This is a genomic window from Streptomyces sp. NPDC096132 (genome assembly GCF_044763345.1).
Lineage (GTDB): Bacteria > Actinomycetota > Actinomycetes > Streptomycetales > Streptomycetaceae > Streptomyces.
This window is the reverse complement of sequence record NZ_JBIWGA010000002.1, coordinates 169,301-184,085: the sequence shown is the minus strand read 5'-3', so window position 1 is coordinate 184,085 and position 14,785 is coordinate 169,301. Positions and strand designations below refer to the sequence as shown.

The following is a 14,785-nucleotide window of genomic DNA, read 5'->3' as shown; positions in this document are numbered from 1 at the left end:
CGTGCTGAAAAGGTGAAGCTGGACTCCATGTACCAGGAAGTCATCCTGGACCACTACAAGAACCCGCACGGGCGTGGTCTGCGCGATGGCGACGCCGAGGTGCACCACGTCAACCCGACGTGCGGTGACGAGATCACCCTCCGCGTGAAGTACGACGGCACGAAGATCGAGGACGTCTCGTACGAGGGCCAGGGCTGTTCCATCAGCCAGGCCAGTGCGTCCGTCCTGAACGAACTCCTGGTCGGCAAGGACCTCGCGGACGCGCAGAAGATCCAGGAGACCTTCCTGGAGCTGATGCAGTCCAAGGGCCGCATCGAGCCGGACGACGCGATGGAGGAGGTGCTGGAGGACGCGGTCGCGTTCGCCGGCGTCTCCAAGTACCCGGCCCGGGTCAAGTGCGCCCTCCTCAGCTGGATGGCGTGGAAGGACGCGACGGCCCAGGCCCTGGCCGGAGCCGACGCCGAAAGGAAGACGGCATGAGCGAGACCCTCGAAACGAAGCCGGCCTCGGAGGAGGAGCTCCGCGAGGCCCTGATGGACGTCGTCGACCCCGAGCTGGGCATCGATGTCGTCAACCTGGGCCTGATCTACGGCATCCACATCGACGACGCGAACATCGCCACCGTCGACATGACCCTGACCTCGGCGGCCTGCCCGCTGACCGACGTCATCGAGGACCAGGCCAAGTCCGCCACGGACGGCCTCGTCAACGAACTGCGCATCAACTGGGTCTGGATGCCCCCGTGGGGCCCGGACAAGATCACGGACGACGGCCGCGAACAGTTGCGCGCGCTGGGCTTCAACGTCTGAGATCACCGGCACATACGTGAGCGGCGGCACCCGACCGGGTGCCGCCGCTTTCGTATGCCGCTCAGTCCAGCCCGGCCACGAACCGGAAGGCCGAGTCCGCCTGGAACAGGCTGCTGTTCTGGTACGAGTCGAGCCGGATCTGGAAGTCCTTGTGGCGCAGGTAGCGGCCCGGGTAGTTGACCGACTCCAGCATGACCGCGCCGGAGTAGGAGGAGGCGCGGGAGCAGAAGGTGGCGTCCTGCTGGAACAGGGAGGAGCCGTCGTTGCGATCGGCACGCAGGACGAAGTTGCGGTGGCGCAGGTACTTGCCGTCGGACGTCTTGAAGGAGAAGCAGGCGCTGTCCGTCAGCCCCTTGACCACGGTGAAGGTGGAGTCCTCGCGGGACTCCGAGCCGCGCGGCGCGTCGAGCTTCACCTGATCGCTGCTCAGATGCCAGTAGCGGTCCGGGTAGTTGACCGACTGCACCGAGCGCTCGTAGCTGGTCGGCGTCGGGTCGGACGGCTTCTTGGTGGGGGAGGCCGAGGCCTTGCCCGAGGAGTGCGGGGACGGGCTGCTGTCGTCGTCCTGTGCGGACGCCGAGGCGGAGGCCGAGGCCGATGAAGAGGCGGACGGGGAAGCGCTCTTGTCGCCCTTTCCGGCCGTCGAGGCCGACGGGGAACCGCTCACCGACGGAGTGGCGAACGAGATCAGTCCGTCGGAGCTCGCGTCGTCGGACAGGGTCTGCCCCTCACGCGCGTCCGAACGCCCTTCGGAATCCCGGTCGTTGACCACGATCGCGGTCACGCAGGCGACGACGGTGGCCACGGCGAGGGCGCCGGCCAGCCAGAGCCGTCGGGTTCCGGGAGCCCGGGAGGTGTCCGGGGCCCAGCCGTTCTCCCATGGTTGCTCCTGGGGTGGCCGGGACTTGTTTTTTGGCATGCGCTGTTCCTCCAGCGGCGCTGCTGACGGCGGCCGCGGCTGCGATGGCCCGGTATGTGAACGGTGAAACAGTAGTGGAACCTGTGGCGCACGTTCAGCCGTTTGGGTGAGCGCTTTCGATAACGCTTTCGTAGCTGTCGGCACTCTGTCTATGTACATGCGTACACATCACCCCCTTTCATGTGTACGCTCGTACATATGGGATACCTGACGCTCTCCGGAGCCATCGCCGCCGAGGTGGCCGCGACCACCGCCATGAAGTACAGCGAGGGCTTCAGCAAGCTCTGGCCCACCCTCCTGACGGCCGCCGGCTACGCCGTCTCGTTCGTGCTGCTCGCCCAGACCCTGAAGTCCGTCGGGATCGGCACGGCGTACGCGATATGGTCCGGGGCCGGCACCGCCACCATCGCCGTGATCGGTCTCGCGCTCTTCGGCGAGACCCTCACCCTCACCAAGATCGCCGGGATCGTGCTGATCATCGGCGGAGTGGTGGTCCTGAATCTCGGCGGCGCGCACTGATGCCCCGCCGCTACGACCCCGAACGCCGCCAGCGCATCATCGACGCGGCGATCCGCGTGGTGGGAGCGAAGGGCCTGGCGGGCCTCACCCACCGCTCGGTGGCGGCCGAGGCGGATGTGCCCCTGGGCTCCACGACGTACCACTTCAGCACCCTCGACGACCTCATGACGGCCGCCCTGCGGCAGGCCAGCGAGGGCTTCGCCAAGGTGGTCGCGGCCCACGGCGGCCTCTCCGACCCCGACACCGACCTGCCCACCGAACTGGCCGCCCGGCTGGGTGAATGGCTGGCCGGCGACCGCGTCGGCGTGGAACTGGAGTACGAGCTCTATCTGGCGGCCCTGCGCCGCCCCGCCCTGCGCCCGGTGGCCGCCGAGTGGGCCGACGACCTGGCCGCCCTGCTCGCCCGCCGCACGGACCCGGACACGGCCCGTGCCCTGGTCGCCCTCATGGACGGCATCTGCCTTCAGGTACTGCTCACGGACACCCCCTACGACGAGGAGTACGCCCGCGAGGTCCTGTCCCGGCTCATCCCTCCCGCCCGAGCCGCCGCACCACGCTGAGCGCCGCCTCCACGCTCCCCACCACGTCCGTCACCGGGTACTGCACGTCGCGCACCACTCGCTCCCGGTCGACGACGAGCGTCAGCCGCTTGAGCCGGCTCGCCCCCGCCGCCCGGAACGTGGGCAGCCGCAACGCCCCGATCAACGACAGCTCCGCATCCGACAGCAGCGGAAACCCGAGCCCCTCCTTCTCCGAGAACTCCCGCTGCTCGTCCGCCCGTTGAGTGGACACCCCGTGCACCTCGGCCCCCGCCGCCCGGAACTCGTCGAGCCGGTCCCGGTACGTGCAGGACTCCAGCGTGCACCCCGTGGTCCCCGGAATGCCCGACCATCCCGGCGGATACGACTCCCCCCGCGCATAGGCACCCGGAAAGCAGTACACCACCGTGTACGGCATCCCGCTGTCGACCGGATCCCGCAACACCCCCCGGTCGTCGACGAGTCGCAGCTCCGGAACCCGCGTCCCCACCAACGAGTGCACCCGCCGCCCCTCGGCGGACGCCTCCCCGGCCGTAGCGGTCGTGGCCCCGTCCCCCAGCACCCACGCGTCCCCCCAGTCCTGAAGGGCCACCAGCACCGGCAGCAGCGCACGCCCCCTCGGCGTGAGCCGGTACTCGTACCGCACGGGCCGCTCCTGATACGGCACCCGCGCCAGCACCTCCGCCTCCACCAGCAGACGCAACCGCTCGGTCAACACCTTCCGGGACAGCCCGAGTTCACGTTGCAGCGCGTCGAACCGATGCACTCCCCGCGCGGTGTCACGCACGATCAGCAGCGTCCACCAGTCGCCCACGACGTCCAGAGCCTGCGCGATGGCACAGGTGGAGTCCTCGAGGCTCGTCCTGCGGGCCATGGCAGGGCTCCTTTCTCCATTGACCCGAGGCTGCCATGCTGACACAGTGAGTTCCCAAAAGGAACTCACTCAACCGAGGGGGACGGGTGCGAGGACTACGGGACTTACCGCGCACGGTGTGGCTGCTGGCGGCCGGAACGTTCATCAACATGATCGTCAGCGTCACCTTCGTCTTCCTCTTCCTCTACCTCACCGGCCCCCGCGGCATGAGCCCCGGCGAGGCGGGCCTGCTGGTCGGACTCGGCGGCGCGGGCCTGATGGCCGGCAACTTCACCGGCGGCTGGTACGGCGACCACCTGGGGCACCGCCGCGTCCTCCTCACGGCCGCCGCGACCAGCGGCCTCCTCCTGGCCACGGTCCCCCTCCTCCCCACCCCCGCCCTCTTCCTCGCCCTCCCCCTCGCCCAGTACGCCTCCGGCGTCCAGCGGGCGGCCAACTCCGCACTGGTCGCCGTGATCGTCCCCGAGCACACCCGCCGCCAGGCCTTCGCCCTCGTCCGCGCCTCGGCCAACGGCGGCTTCACCATCGGCCCCGTCCTGGGCGCACTCGTGGCGACCAGACTCTCCTACGACTGGCTCTACGCGGCCGAAGGCCTGGGCAGCGTGGCGATGGCGGCCTGGACCGCCCGCGTCGTCCCCGCCCGCCTCACCCCCCACACCCGCCCGCCCCGCGACAAGGGCGGCGTATGGCCTGCCCTGCGCGCCCGCCCGGCTGCCCTCGTCCTGCTGCTCGCCATCCTCGTGACCGACATCGTCTACCGCCAGCAGTACTCGACGTTCCCCCTCTACCTCGCCGACCACCACATGGACACCGGCGTCTACGGCACCCTGCTCGCCCTCAACGGCGTGGTACTCCTCTGCCTGGAACTCCCCGCCGCACTGGCCCTGCGCCGACACGCGCCCCTGCGCATCGTGGGCACCGGACTCCTCCTCGTGGCCGCGGGCTACGCCACCCTGCTCCTGGGCGCGAACATCACCACGGCCGTGGCGATGATGACCCTCCTCACCCTCGGCGAACTGCTCTACAAGACAACGGCCACCGCCTACATGGCCGACGAGGCACCACCCCACGTCCAGGGCCGCTTCCAGTCCCTGTACGCGGGCGTCTCCATCAGCGGCGTAGTCCTGGCGGCCCCCCTGGGCGGCACCTTCTACGAAGCGGCCCCCACCGCCCTGTGGCCCCTGTGCGCGACCCTGGCCGCGACAGCGGGAACGGCCGTACTACTCACCACCTCACGCAAGCCACACCAGCGGGAAAGCCGGGAGACGGCGGAGGCGGGCCACGACGGCAGACCGCAACCGGTCGCGTAGCTCGTCTCGCGCAAGCCACGCACTCGGGAGAGCCGGACGACGGCGGAAGCGGGCCGCGGCGGGCTCGGGAGAGCCGGGAGACGGCGGTGGCGGGTTGCGGCGGGCTCGGGAGAGCCGGAAGTCGGCGGTGGTGGGTTGTGGCGGGCTCGGGAGAGCCGGAAGTCGGCGGTGGTGGGTTGCGGCGGGCTCGGGAGAGCCGGAAGTCGGCGGTGGTGGGTTGTGGCGGGCTCGGGAGAGCCGGAAGTCGGCGGTGGTGGGTTGTGGCGGGCTCGGGAGAGCGGGGAGACGGTGGTGGCGGGTTGCGGCGGGCTCGGGAGAGCGGGGAGACGGCGGTGGTGGGTTGTGGCGGGCTCGGGAGAGCCGGGAGACGGCGGAAGTGGACTACCGACCGTCGCCAAACCACCCACTCGGGAAAGCCGGGAGACGGCGGGAGGGGCCGTGGCCGTACGTCGCAGCCCGTCGCTCAGCTCGTCTCTGCCCCGTCGGACTGTGGCAGCGGGTGGCAGTGCGCCCGACGCGCGACGGGCTCGACGTACCGCCACGGCCCCGACGCCCCACTTCCTGCCCCGTTGGCCCGCTACATGAGACGCCGCCCCGCTGGTTAGCCTCCGCACTCTTCGTCCGGTTAGGTTTTTCCCATGACCGACACGACTGCTCCGAGCACCACCGGCGCGGTGGCCACCGGCCTCGCCACCATCGCCGCCGACGGCACGATCCTCGACACCTGGTTCCCCGCCCCCGAGCTCGCCGAAGAGCCCGGTCCCTCCGGCACCGAACGCCTCACCACCGAGCAAGCGGTCGCCGCCCTCGGCGAAGGCGCCGCCAAGGCGATCGGCCCGGACACCCGCCGAGGCGTGGAAGTCGTAGCGGTCCGCACGGTCATCGCCTCCCTCGACGCCAAGCCCCTCGACGCGCACGACGTCTACCTCCGCCTCCACCTCCTCTCCCACCGCCTGGTCAAGCCGCACGGCCAGAACCTGGACGGCATCTTCGCCCACCTCGCCAACGTCGCCTGGACCTCCCTCGGCCCCGTCGCCGTCGACGACGTCGAGAAGGTCCGCCTGAACGCCCGCGCCGAGGGCCTGCACCTCCAGGTGACGTCCATCGACAAGTTCCCGCGCATGACCGACTACGTCGCCCCCAAGGGCGTCCGCATCGCCGACGCCGACCGCGTCCGCCTCGGCGCGCACCTCTCCGAGGGCACGACCGTCATGCACGAGGGCTTCGTCAACTTCAACGCCGGCACCCTCGGCACCTCGATGGTCGAGGGCCGCATCTCGGCCGGCGTGATCATCGGCGACGGCTCGGACATCGGCGGCGGCGCCTCCACGATGGGCACCCTCTCCGGCGGCGGCAACGTCATCATCTCCATCGGCGAGCGCTGCCTCATCGGCGCCGAGGCGGGCGTGGGCATCGCCCTGGGCGACGAGTGCGTGGTCGAGGCCGGCCTCTACGTCACCGCAGGCACCCGCGTGACGATGCCCGACGGCCAGATCGTCAAGGCCCGCGAGCTCTCCGGCGCCTCCAACATCCTCTTCCGCCGCAACTCGGTCACCGGCACGGTCGAGGCCCGCCCGAACAACGCGGTCTGGGGCGGCCTGAACGACATCCTGCACAGCCACAACTGACGCACGCAGCAGGAAGCGCCCTCCCGCCGACGGGGAGGGCGCTTCGTCGTATGGAGAGGTCACGCGGCCACAGCGGCCGCGAACGCCGACAACGTCGCGAAGTCGTCGTCCCGCAGCCCAAGGCGCGGGCTCACGAGATGCAAGAGCGCCGGGGCGGGGTGGCGGGCGGCGACGTAGGCGGAGTCCGCGGGCGACTGCTCGTCGTCGACCCAGGCGAAGGGACGTCCCGCCGCATGGGAGAGGAGGGTCTCCGTCTTCCAGTGGACCCCGTCGCCCCGCTCGGCGAACAGCGCCGCGCCGAAGTCGACGTACGGCAGCTCGGGCAGCCCCACCATGGGCGCGATCCAGCGGTTGGCCTCGGCCATCCAGGTCGTGGCCCAGCACAGGTCGTAGGGGAGGCGCAGCAGAGCCGCGCCGTGCCCGGGGTTCAGCCAGACCCGCAGAGGACGGCCGGGCCGCACGGACGCCCTGATCGTCGTATAGCCGGCGGGGCGCCGCTCGGGCTTGGCGGCGTACGGGTTGAGAGGCCCGTCGACGTCGAGGTACAGCAGCGGCCGGCTCATGTGCCCACCGTAGGACGGCAGCCGCGCGGCGGTCCCGGAATTTTCTGCGGACCGCAGGCATAGCGGTGCGGGGCCGGGAGCGTCACAAGGGGCATGGGGACCGGGCAGTGGGTCCGCTCCCGGGGGAAGAGAAGGTGACGATGGATGCCGAGGCACTGGAGAGCTTCCGACAGTTCGTGGACAGTAGGTCGTCCGCGCTGCTGAGGACCGCCGTCCTGCTCAGCGGCGGCGACCGGCACGCCGGTGAGGACCTGCTCCAGAACGCCCTGGCCAAGGCCGCCGGCCGCTGGCACCGCATCGACGAGCCCGAGGCGTACGTACGTCAGGTGCTGTACCGCCAGCAGATCAGCCGCTGGCGGCTGAAGTGGCGCCGACGGGAGGTGAGCGTCGCCGAGCCACCGGAACCCGGCGCCGAGCGGGACGCCGCCTCCGCCGCCGAGCTGCGCGTGGTCATGCGCGCGGCCCTGTCCCGGCTGACCGCCCGCCAGCGCACCGTCCTCGTGCTGCGCTACTTCGAGGACCTGCCGGAGGCCGACGTGGCGCGGCTCCTGGGCTGCTCGGTGGGCACCGTACGGTCCACCACGCACCGCTCCCTCGCCCGGCTGCGCTCCCTCGCGCCGGAACTCGCCGCCCTCGGCCCCGCGGACGCCGAGCAGCCGCCGTCCCGTGACTTCTCGCCCGTGGAGGTGCGTCCGTGAACGTCGACGAACTCGTGCGCGACGCCCTGCGTGAACAGGCCGAGGAGCAGACGGCGGCAGTGCCGGGGCTCGTCGACCGGGTGCTGACCCTGCGCCGGCGCCGCCGTACCCGCCGGATCGCGACCGTCGCCGTCGCGACCGCCGCCGTGGTGGGCATCGCCGTGGCGGTGCCGAGGCTGGACTCCGGCGGCACCACGGACGTGCGCCCCGCGGACGTCATCCCGCCGAACCGGATCAGCGCGCAGCCGGACCAGTCGCCGCCGCGCGACATGATCGCCGCCGGGGGGACGGCGCTGGCCGCCTACTACGGGACGACTCAAGTCCCGCAGTCGAAGAAGACGCAGGTGGCGACGCGCACGTACTGGCTGCTGAACCCGGTGACGAAGAAGTACGTGAAGACCACCAAGTGGTCGTGGGTCGCCGTCGCCCCGGGCTTGAAGACCGCCGCCGTCCTGGAGCAGAACCTGCCGGTGAGCCGGATCGGCCTGCTCGACATGGCCAGCGGCGAGGTCAAGCGGTGGATCAAGGTCGATCACACCGTGGGCGGGCTCGCGTTCTCCCACGACGGACGGGAACTCGTCGCGACGACCTACAGTGAGAACCCGGACCTGCAGCCCATCCCTAAGAAACTGGAGGGGGGCGGCTTCGAGACCGAGTCCACGAGCCCGCACCGGACCGGCTTCTTCGTCGTCGACGTGGCCTCCGGCAAGAGCGAGTGGAGCCGGGTCGACCTGGGCGGCGGGGCCGGGGACCCCGACTTCATCAACAACCGCCAGGACTTCGCCTTCAGCCGGGACGGCAGCCTCGTCTGGGCCGGTACGCCCATGGCGCCGGGCTACCAGTACTACGACCGGAAGGGCGCCGAGACGAACCCGCCGGCCGACGGGAAGTACGTCCGGTGGTACGTCGAGGCCGGCCTCTCGCCCGACGGCAAGCAGCTCGCCGGCGACTTCGCGGGCAAGAAGTACAAGACGTCGTCCTGGATCCTGGACCCGAGGACCGGAAAGACGATCACCGAGACGCACGGCCAGCAGCTGCTCGCGTGGGCCGACGACTCCTCGCTGATCGCCTGGGACATCGGCAAGGACGGCAACGAGTACCACCAGCGGCTGGTCCTGGTGACGCCGGGCAGGGACGAGGTCGTGCCGCTCAGCGACTTCCGCTCGACCAAGGACAACACCCTGGGCCGCTGGGCGCCGGTCTTCGCGGACCGGTGACCCGCGCCCCCGGGTGCCGGGTCACTCCACCAGCCGGTCGTAGGCCGCCCGCAGCGCGCGGACCGCCTCAGGGCCGGCGGGGCGCAGCGGCGCGCGGACCGGGCCCGCGGGCAGGCCGAGTGCGTTGAGGAGCGCCTTGGCGGTGACCGTGCCGGGCAGACCCGCCGCCATCATCAACTCGATGAGCGGCGTGGCGCGTTGCTGGAGGCGGGCGGACACGGGGGTGTCGCCCGCCTCGAACGCGTCCAGGACCGCCCGGAGTTGCTCCGGTACGACGTTGGCGACCGTGCTGACATATCCCGCACCGCCCACCGCGTACAGGGCGAGATTGTGCTCGTCGCACCCCGCGTAGTACGCCAACTCGGTCTGAGCCAGTACCTTTTGGGCGCCCAGGAAGTCGTAGGAGCAGTCCTTGACGGCGACGATCCGGGGGTGATCGGCGAGCCTCAGGAGGGTCTCCGGCTCGATCCGGGTGCCGGTGCGGCCGGGGATGTCGTACAGCATCAGCGGTAGCCCGGAGGCGTCGGCGACCTCCCGGAAGTGCGCCTCCAGGGCGTCCTGCGGAGGCCGGCTGTAGTACGGGCTGACGACGAGCACCCCGTCCGCGCCCGCCTTCTCGGCGGACCGGGCGAGCTCGACCGTGTGCCGGGTGTCGAAGGTGCCGACGCCCGCGACGACGGACGCCCGGTCGCCGACCGCCTCCCGCACCGCCGCGACCAGCTCCGCCTTCTCGGCGTCCGAGGTGGTCGGCGACTCACCGGTCGTCCCGGACAGCACCAGCCCGTCGCAGCCACGCCCCACCAGCCACGCGGCGAGCCGCTGCGCCCCGTCGACGTCGAGCGCGCCCGACCCGGTGAAGGGCGTGACCATCGCGCAGAGGGCACGGCCGAAAGGCGGGTTCATGGAAGCTGCGTTCGTCATGCCAGTAGTCTCGGCCCCGTTACAGTGAAGCTCCACTTAAATCTTCTACGAGATATCCATAAGGGGAGCTGAGAAGTCGAAGCCTCTCCACGCCGCGAGGCCGGGGCAGCCGGGGTCGGTCGCCGTCCTCGAACTCGCCGCGGGGATAGCGGGCACGGGCCGGGGTACCCGGTGTCCCGCACACGAGAGGAGGCGGAACACCGTGACCGTGACACGTCCAGCCGGGCACCACACCGTCGGTGAACTCGTCAGCCAGGCCACCGAACAGCTCTCCCGGCTCGTACGACAGGAACTCGCCCTCGCGAAGCTGGAACTCGCCGAGAAAGGGCGGCGGGCGGGGCGCGGTGGCGGACTGCTCGGCGCCGCGGGCGCGTTCGCCTACGCCGGGCTGCTGGCCCTCGCCGGCACGGCCGTCGCCGCCCTCTCGCTGACGCTGCCCGTGTGGGCTTCGGCGCTCATCGTCACGGCGGTGCTGTTCGCGATCGCCGGCCTGCTGGCCGCGACCGGCCGCGCCCAACTGCGCCGGGCCGCACCCCCCACCCCCGAGGAGACCCTCGGCAGCGTCAGGGCCGACGTCGAGGAGATCAGGGAAAGGGCGCATCGATGACGGACAGGGAAACGGCGAGGGAAACGGCGGCGCACCTGCGTCGGCAGATAGCCCGCACCAGGAGCCAACTGGGCGCCACGGTCGAGGAGTTGGCGGGCAAGACGGACGTGCGCGGCCGGGCCCGGGCCCGCGCGGCGGACTTCCGGGACCGCGCGGGCGCGATGACGGTACAGCTGCGCAGCACGGCGGCCCAGGCCGGCCAGACGGTCCAGGACAGGACGGCGCATGCCCGTCACGCCGTGCAGGAACGGGCGAACCGGGCGGGCCACGCGGTTCACGAGCGGGCGGCCCACGCGGGCCACGCCGCCCAGGACAGGGCCCTCCGGGCGGGGCACACCGCTCAGGACAAGGCGCTCAGGGCGGGCCACACCGCTCAGGACAAGGCCCTCAGCGCCGGGCACACCGCCCAGGACAAGGCGCTCAGGGCGGGCCACACCGCTCAGGACAAGGCCCTCAGCGCCGGGCACACCGCCCAGGACAAGGCCCTTCAGGCGAGCGACACCGCCCGCGGGAAGGCCACCCGCGCGGGTCGCACCGCGGAGCGCGAGGTGCCGGCCCCCATCCGCGGACCCGTGCGGTTCGCGATGCGGCACCCCAAGCCGATCGTGATCGTCGGCGCGGCGGGCGTGGCGCTCGTCGCGGCGGGGATCCTCGGGAGGCGCCGGGCCGAGCACCGGTAGGCGCGAGCGGGGAACACCGGCCCGGCATCCGCGAGACGCGGGTGCCGGGCCCCCTCATGTCCTGCCTCGCGCCCTCCACCGAAAACTCAGTCCTCCTGGACAAAAAAAGTTTTCGGTGAGACGGTGGACGCATGCTGGACGTCACCGTGATCGAGGACCCGGAGGCCGCCGCCGTCTCCCTGGACCCCATAAGGGCCCGACTGCTGGCCGAGCTGGCCGCGGGGCCGGCCTCGGCGGCGATGCTGGCCGGGAAGGTCGGGCTGCCGCGGCAGAAGGTGAACTACCACCTGAAGGCCCTGGAGCGGCACGGCCTGGTCGAACTGGCCGACGAGCGCCGCAAGGGCAATGTCACCGAGCGGCTGATGCGCGCCACCGCCGCCTCGTACGTGATCTCCCCGCTCGCCCTCGCCGAGGTGCAGCCGGACCCCGACCGCTTCCGCGACCAGCTCTCCGCGCGCTGGCTGCTCGCGCTCGGCGCCCGTCTGGTGCGGGACGTCGGCTCGCTGATCACCGGCGCCACGAAGGCCCGCAAACGGCTGGCGACCTACGCGCTGGACGGCGAGGTCCGTTTCGCCTCCGCCGCCGACCGCGCCGCGTTCATCGAGGAACTGACGGCGGGGGTCGGCGCCCTGGTCCGCAAGTACGACGCCCCCGATGCCGAGGGCGGCCGCGACCACCGGATCGTCGTGGCCGTGCACCCCACGGTCAAGGATCCGGCCACCACCCCTGAACTTGCCGAGTAACAAGCCCAGTCGAGGAGCTCACCATGTCGCAGGACAAGGAAAAGGCATTCGAGATCGTCCGCGAGTTCGATGTCGACGCCACCCCCGAGGAGGTGTGGGAAGCGATCACGAACGGCACCGGGGGATACCTGTGGCCGATGGAGCCGCCCGAGCCCAAGGTCGGCGGCAGCGCGGCCTTCGGATCGACGGTCACCGCCTACGACCCGCCGCACCACCTCACCATCCGCAGCGAGGACGTCGGCTTCTCCATCCAGAGCGTGAACCAGCTCGAGCACGTCATCGAGTCACGCGACGGCGGCCGGCGCGCCTGGGTGCGGTACGTGCACAGCGGGATCTTCACCGACGACTGGGACAACCAGTACGACGGAGCGAGCCGGCACACCGACTTCTATCTGCACACCCTGCGCGAGTACCTCACCCACTTCGCGCCCCGCCCCGTCACGTTCGCCCAGCTCAACGGCCCCGAGGCCTCGATCACCCCGGGGGCGCTCACCGAGGTCGAGCGGGCGCTGGGGCTGGCGGAGGACGCTACGGCGGGGGCCCGGGTGACGGTCCGCGGTCCGCGGGAGTTCGACGCCGTGCTCGACTACCGGAACCCGTACTTCGTCGGACTGCGCACCGACGACGCCCTGATCCGTGTCTTCGGACGCAACCACTGGGGCGCGCCGGTCGGCGTCAGCGTCCACGACTTCGCCGCGGACGCCGACGCCAAGGCCAACGAGGACGCCTGGCAGGGCTGGCTGAACGGCGTGTTCAGCCGGCCCTGAGAACGACCGCCCGGTTACGGCTCGAAGCGCAGCACCTGCGGGTCGTGGTCGCTGATCTGGTCGTGGAACTCCGAGTTGATGTGCACGCTGTCGTACTCGAAGTCGCAGGACCGCCGGATCGACGGGCTCACCAGGATCTGGTCCAGGACCTGCTGGTTGCCCTGGTAGTCGTAGGTGTACCGCTCGCTCCTGGGCAGCGACTTGATCGCCGACCACAGCTCGCCGTCACCCTCGAGGATCTGCGCGGTGCCGGAGAACTCGAAGTCGTTGATGTCGCCGAGCGCGATGACGTCCGCGTTCTTCTGCGTGTCGAGGATGTCCTTGACGAACGCGTTGACCAGCGTCGCCTGCTGGTGACGCTGGGTCTCCGAGCTGCGCACCACCGGCTGGTACTGCGCGTGCAGCGACTGGTCGCCGCCCTTGGAGTTGAAGTGGTTGGCGATCACGAAGACCGTACGGCCGCGGAAGGCGAACTCGCCGACCAGCGGCTTGCGGCTGGCGTTCCACGCGGTGTTCGCCGGGTCGATACGGCCCGGGGACGCCGTCAGCTGCGCCTTGCCGCGCACCTTGGTCACCCCGACGGCGGTCGTGGCGTCGCCGCCCGCGCGGTCCGTGAAGGACACCCGCTCCGGGTTGAACAGGAACACCTGACGGATGTTGCCGCCCGGCTCACCGCCGTCGGTGTTGTTCGTCGGGTCGATCGAGCGCCAGTCGTACCTCGGGCCGCCCGCCGCCACGATCGCGTCGATCAGCTTGTTCACGGTGACGTCGGCGGCGGTCGTGCCGTCGTTCGTCGCGCCGTTGTTGTCCTGGATCTCCTCCAGGGACACGATGTCGGGCGACTTCAGGTTGTTCACGATCGCGGAGGCGTGCTCCTCGAACGTGGCGTCGGACGGGTCGAGGTTCTCGACGTTGTACGTCGCGACCGCCAGCTCGCCCTTCTTCTGCTTCTCGGTCGTCTCCCGCTCCAGGCCACCGCTCTTCAGCGTGCCGAGCGTGCTCGCGACCAGTGTGTAGCCGCCGAACTGGTTGTAGTCCAGCGGACCCGTGGTGGTGCCGATGAGGGTGTCGCCCACGTTCGCGACCGGGAAGTCGGCCGTCGCGCCCAGCGACTGGATCTGCAGCCGGCCGGTGTTCTGCGAGGTGTAGGAGCCGTACACCGTGCCACCGCGCCGGTTCGCGTTCTCCCGCGGCTTCACCGTGACCCACAGCTCGCTGTACGGGTCGGTGGCGGTGACCACCCGGGCGTCGGCGACCTGGACGTTCATGCCCTCCAGGGACTCGTAGAAGTCCAGGGCGTACTTCTTCGGCTCCAGGGTGAGCCCGTTGACCGAGTTGTTCGCGGCGCTGTCGCCGGCCGGGGTGTAGGCGGCCGGGACCGACTTGGCGTCGATCACCGTGGCCGCCGGGACCGCGTTGCCGCTGGAGACGACCGTCACCGTCGGCTTGACGATCTCGGTGACCGACTGGTTGCCGGAGGCGGCGCCGCCCGGGACGAACTCCGAGACCGTGCCGCTCACGGTGACCGCGTCGCCGACCGCGACCTTCGGGGTGGAGCTGGTGAAGACGAAGACGCCCTCGCTGGTCGCCGGATCGGCGTCCGGGTTCGGATCCTGGATCCAGAAGCCTCTGGAGGAGCCGTAGGTGCGTACGCCGGTGACGATTCCGGTCACCCCCGTGACCGCCTGGCCGGCGTACAGCGATATCCGGGTCGTGCCCTGGATGTCATGGACGGCCACCGTGTCCGCGTGCGCGGGGGAGGTGAGGACGACAGTGGACGCCGCGGAACAGACGGCGGCGACGGTGAGCGCGGCGACGCGCGCGGACTTCATGCTCGGCAACGGGATCCCTCCGGGGACATACGTGGGCGCCGGGACGAGGGTGGAGCGTGAGCGCGTATGACGCGCGTAGAAAGGCGCGCAGAAATGAGTGAACAGTCGTTCCCCCGACTTCTACGCGCGTCAATCTCCTGCTTGATCAGGCCAGTTGTC

Annotated in this window: 17 protein-coding genes; 12 read left to right on the top strand and 5 right to left on the bottom strand. The window is 70.9% G+C overall.

From position 1 onward, the window contains the following. The first annotated feature begins 12 nt into the window (after nt 1-12). Both sufU and ACIRF9_RS05230 read left to right on the top strand, forming a co-directional pair. Nucleotides 13-480 carry a Fe-S cluster assembly sulfur transfer protein SufU gene (gene sufU, locus ACIRF9_RS05235; RefSeq protein WP_403816609.1) on the top strand — a complete coding sequence of 156 codons (468 nt, stop codon included), beginning with the start codon at nt 13-15 and terminating at the stop codon, nt 478-480. Continuing rightward, nucleotides 477-809 carry a metal-sulfur cluster assembly factor gene (locus tag ACIRF9_RS05230; protein WP_403816605.1) on the top strand — a complete coding sequence of 111 codons (333 nt, stop codon included), beginning with the start codon at nt 477-479 and terminating at the stop codon, nt 807-809. The genes sufU and ACIRF9_RS05230 overlap by 4 nt, the downstream gene beginning before the upstream one ends. A 61-nt stretch (nt 810-870) precedes the next feature. Here ACIRF9_RS05230 and ACIRF9_RS05225 read toward each other — a convergent pair whose 3' ends face one another. After that, nucleotides 871-1,728, bottom strand: a complete 858-nt coding sequence (locus ACIRF9_RS05225; RefSeq protein WP_403816602.1) for an AbfB domain-containing protein — start codon at nt 1,726-1,728, stop codon at nt 871-873. Nucleotides 1,729-1,926: 198 nt separating this feature from the next. On the opposite strand from ACIRF9_RS05225, the gene ACIRF9_RS05220 reads away from it, so the two are divergent. Then, the gene (locus ACIRF9_RS05220) at nt 1,927-2,247 is read left to right on the top strand and encodes a DMT family transporter (protein ID WP_403816599.1); all 321 of its coding nucleotides are present in this window, start codon (nt 1,927-1,929) and stop codon (nt 2,245-2,247) included. After that, nucleotides 2,247-2,807: a TetR/AcrR family transcriptional regulator gene (locus ACIRF9_RS05215; protein ID WP_403816596.1), complete on the top strand. Its 561-nt coding sequence runs from the start codon at nt 2,247-2,249 to the stop codon at nt 2,805-2,807. Before ACIRF9_RS05220 ends, ACIRF9_RS05215 begins: the two co-directional genes overlap by 1 nt. On the opposite strand, the gene ACIRF9_RS05210 is transcribed toward ACIRF9_RS05215, so the two are convergent. After that, a complete protein-coding gene (locus ACIRF9_RS05210; protein ID WP_403816593.1) occupies nt 2,773-3,660 on the bottom strand; it encodes a winged helix-turn-helix transcriptional regulator in 888 nt (295 codons plus the stop codon). The genes ACIRF9_RS05215 and ACIRF9_RS05210 overlap by 35 nt on opposite strands. 86 nt (nt 3,661-3,746) lie before the next feature. Here ACIRF9_RS05210 and ACIRF9_RS05205 point away from each other — a divergent pair, with 86 nt between their 5' ends. Both ACIRF9_RS05205 and dapD read left to right on the top strand, forming a co-directional pair. Continuing rightward, the gene (locus ACIRF9_RS05205; protein ID WP_403816590.1) at nt 3,747-4,970 is read left to right on the top strand and encodes an MFS transporter; all 1,224 of its coding nucleotides are present in this window, start codon (nt 3,747-3,749) and stop codon (nt 4,968-4,970) included. Nucleotides 4,971-5,608: 638 nt separating this feature from the next. Beyond that, entirely contained in the window at nt 5,609-6,598 is a 990-nt protein-coding gene (gene dapD / locus ACIRF9_RS05200; RefSeq protein WP_403816587.1) for a 2,3,4,5-tetrahydropyridine-2,6-dicarboxylate N-succinyltransferase, read from the top strand. 59 nt (nt 6,599-6,657) lie between these two features. On the opposite strand, the gene ACIRF9_RS05195 is transcribed toward dapD, so the two are convergent. Then, nucleotides 6,658-7,161, bottom strand: a complete 504-nt coding sequence (locus ACIRF9_RS05195; protein WP_403816585.1) for a hypothetical protein — start codon at nt 7,159-7,161, stop codon at nt 6,658-6,660. 140 nt (nt 7,162-7,301) lie between these two features. On the opposite strand from ACIRF9_RS05195, the gene ACIRF9_RS05190 reads away from it, so the two are divergent. Continuing rightward, nucleotides 7,302-7,859, top strand: coding sequence for a SigE family RNA polymerase sigma factor (locus ACIRF9_RS05190; RefSeq protein ID WP_403816582.1), 558 nt, complete (start codon nt 7,302-7,304; stop codon nt 7,857-7,859). Next, nucleotides 7,856-9,076, top strand: coding sequence for a WD40 repeat domain-containing protein (locus tag ACIRF9_RS05185; RefSeq protein ID WP_403816579.1), 1,221 nt, complete (start codon nt 7,856-7,858; stop codon nt 9,074-9,076). The genes ACIRF9_RS05190 and ACIRF9_RS05185 overlap by 4 nt, the downstream gene beginning before the upstream one ends. A 21-nt stretch (nt 9,077-9,097) precedes the next feature. Here ACIRF9_RS05185 and dapA read toward each other — a convergent pair whose 3' ends face one another. Further along, nucleotides 9,098-9,997 (bottom strand): 4-hydroxy-tetrahydrodipicolinate synthase, encoded by a 900-nt coding sequence (gene dapA / locus ACIRF9_RS05180; RefSeq protein WP_403816576.1) that lies wholly within the window; start codon nt 9,995-9,997, stop codon nt 9,098-9,100. 202 nt (nt 9,998-10,199) lie between these two features. Between dapA and ACIRF9_RS05175 the strand changes: the two genes are divergently transcribed. The 4 genes from ACIRF9_RS05175 to ACIRF9_RS05160 all read left to right on the top strand — a co-directional run bounded on the left by ACIRF9_RS05175 (nt 10,200) and on the right by ACIRF9_RS05160 (nt 12,794). Continuing rightward, nucleotides 10,200-10,604, top strand: coding sequence for a phage holin family protein (locus ACIRF9_RS05175; protein ID WP_403816574.1), 405 nt, complete (start codon nt 10,200-10,202; stop codon nt 10,602-10,604). After that, a complete protein-coding gene (locus ACIRF9_RS05170; RefSeq protein WP_403816571.1) occupies nt 10,601-11,284 on the top strand; it encodes a DUF3618 domain-containing protein in 684 nt (227 codons plus the stop codon). Before ACIRF9_RS05175 ends, ACIRF9_RS05170 begins: the two co-directional genes overlap by 4 nt. 131 nt (nt 11,285-11,415) lie before the next feature. Continuing rightward, a complete protein-coding gene (locus ACIRF9_RS05165) occupies nt 11,416-12,027 on the top strand; it encodes an ArsR/SmtB family transcription factor (RefSeq protein WP_403816568.1) in 612 nt (203 codons plus the stop codon). 23 nt (nt 12,028-12,050) lie between these two features. Continuing rightward, nucleotides 12,051-12,794 (top strand): SRPBCC domain-containing protein, encoded by a 744-nt coding sequence (locus tag ACIRF9_RS05160; RefSeq protein WP_403816565.1) that lies wholly within the window; start codon nt 12,051-12,053, stop codon nt 12,792-12,794. A gap of 14 nt (nt 12,795-12,808) precedes the next feature. Here ACIRF9_RS05160 and ACIRF9_RS05155 read toward each other — a convergent pair whose 3' ends face one another. Beyond that, a complete protein-coding gene (locus tag ACIRF9_RS05155) occupies nt 12,809-14,635 on the bottom strand; it encodes an endonuclease/exonuclease/phosphatase family protein (RefSeq protein ID WP_403816562.1) in 1,827 nt (608 codons plus the stop codon). Nucleotides 14,636-14,785 lie beyond the last annotated feature (150 nt).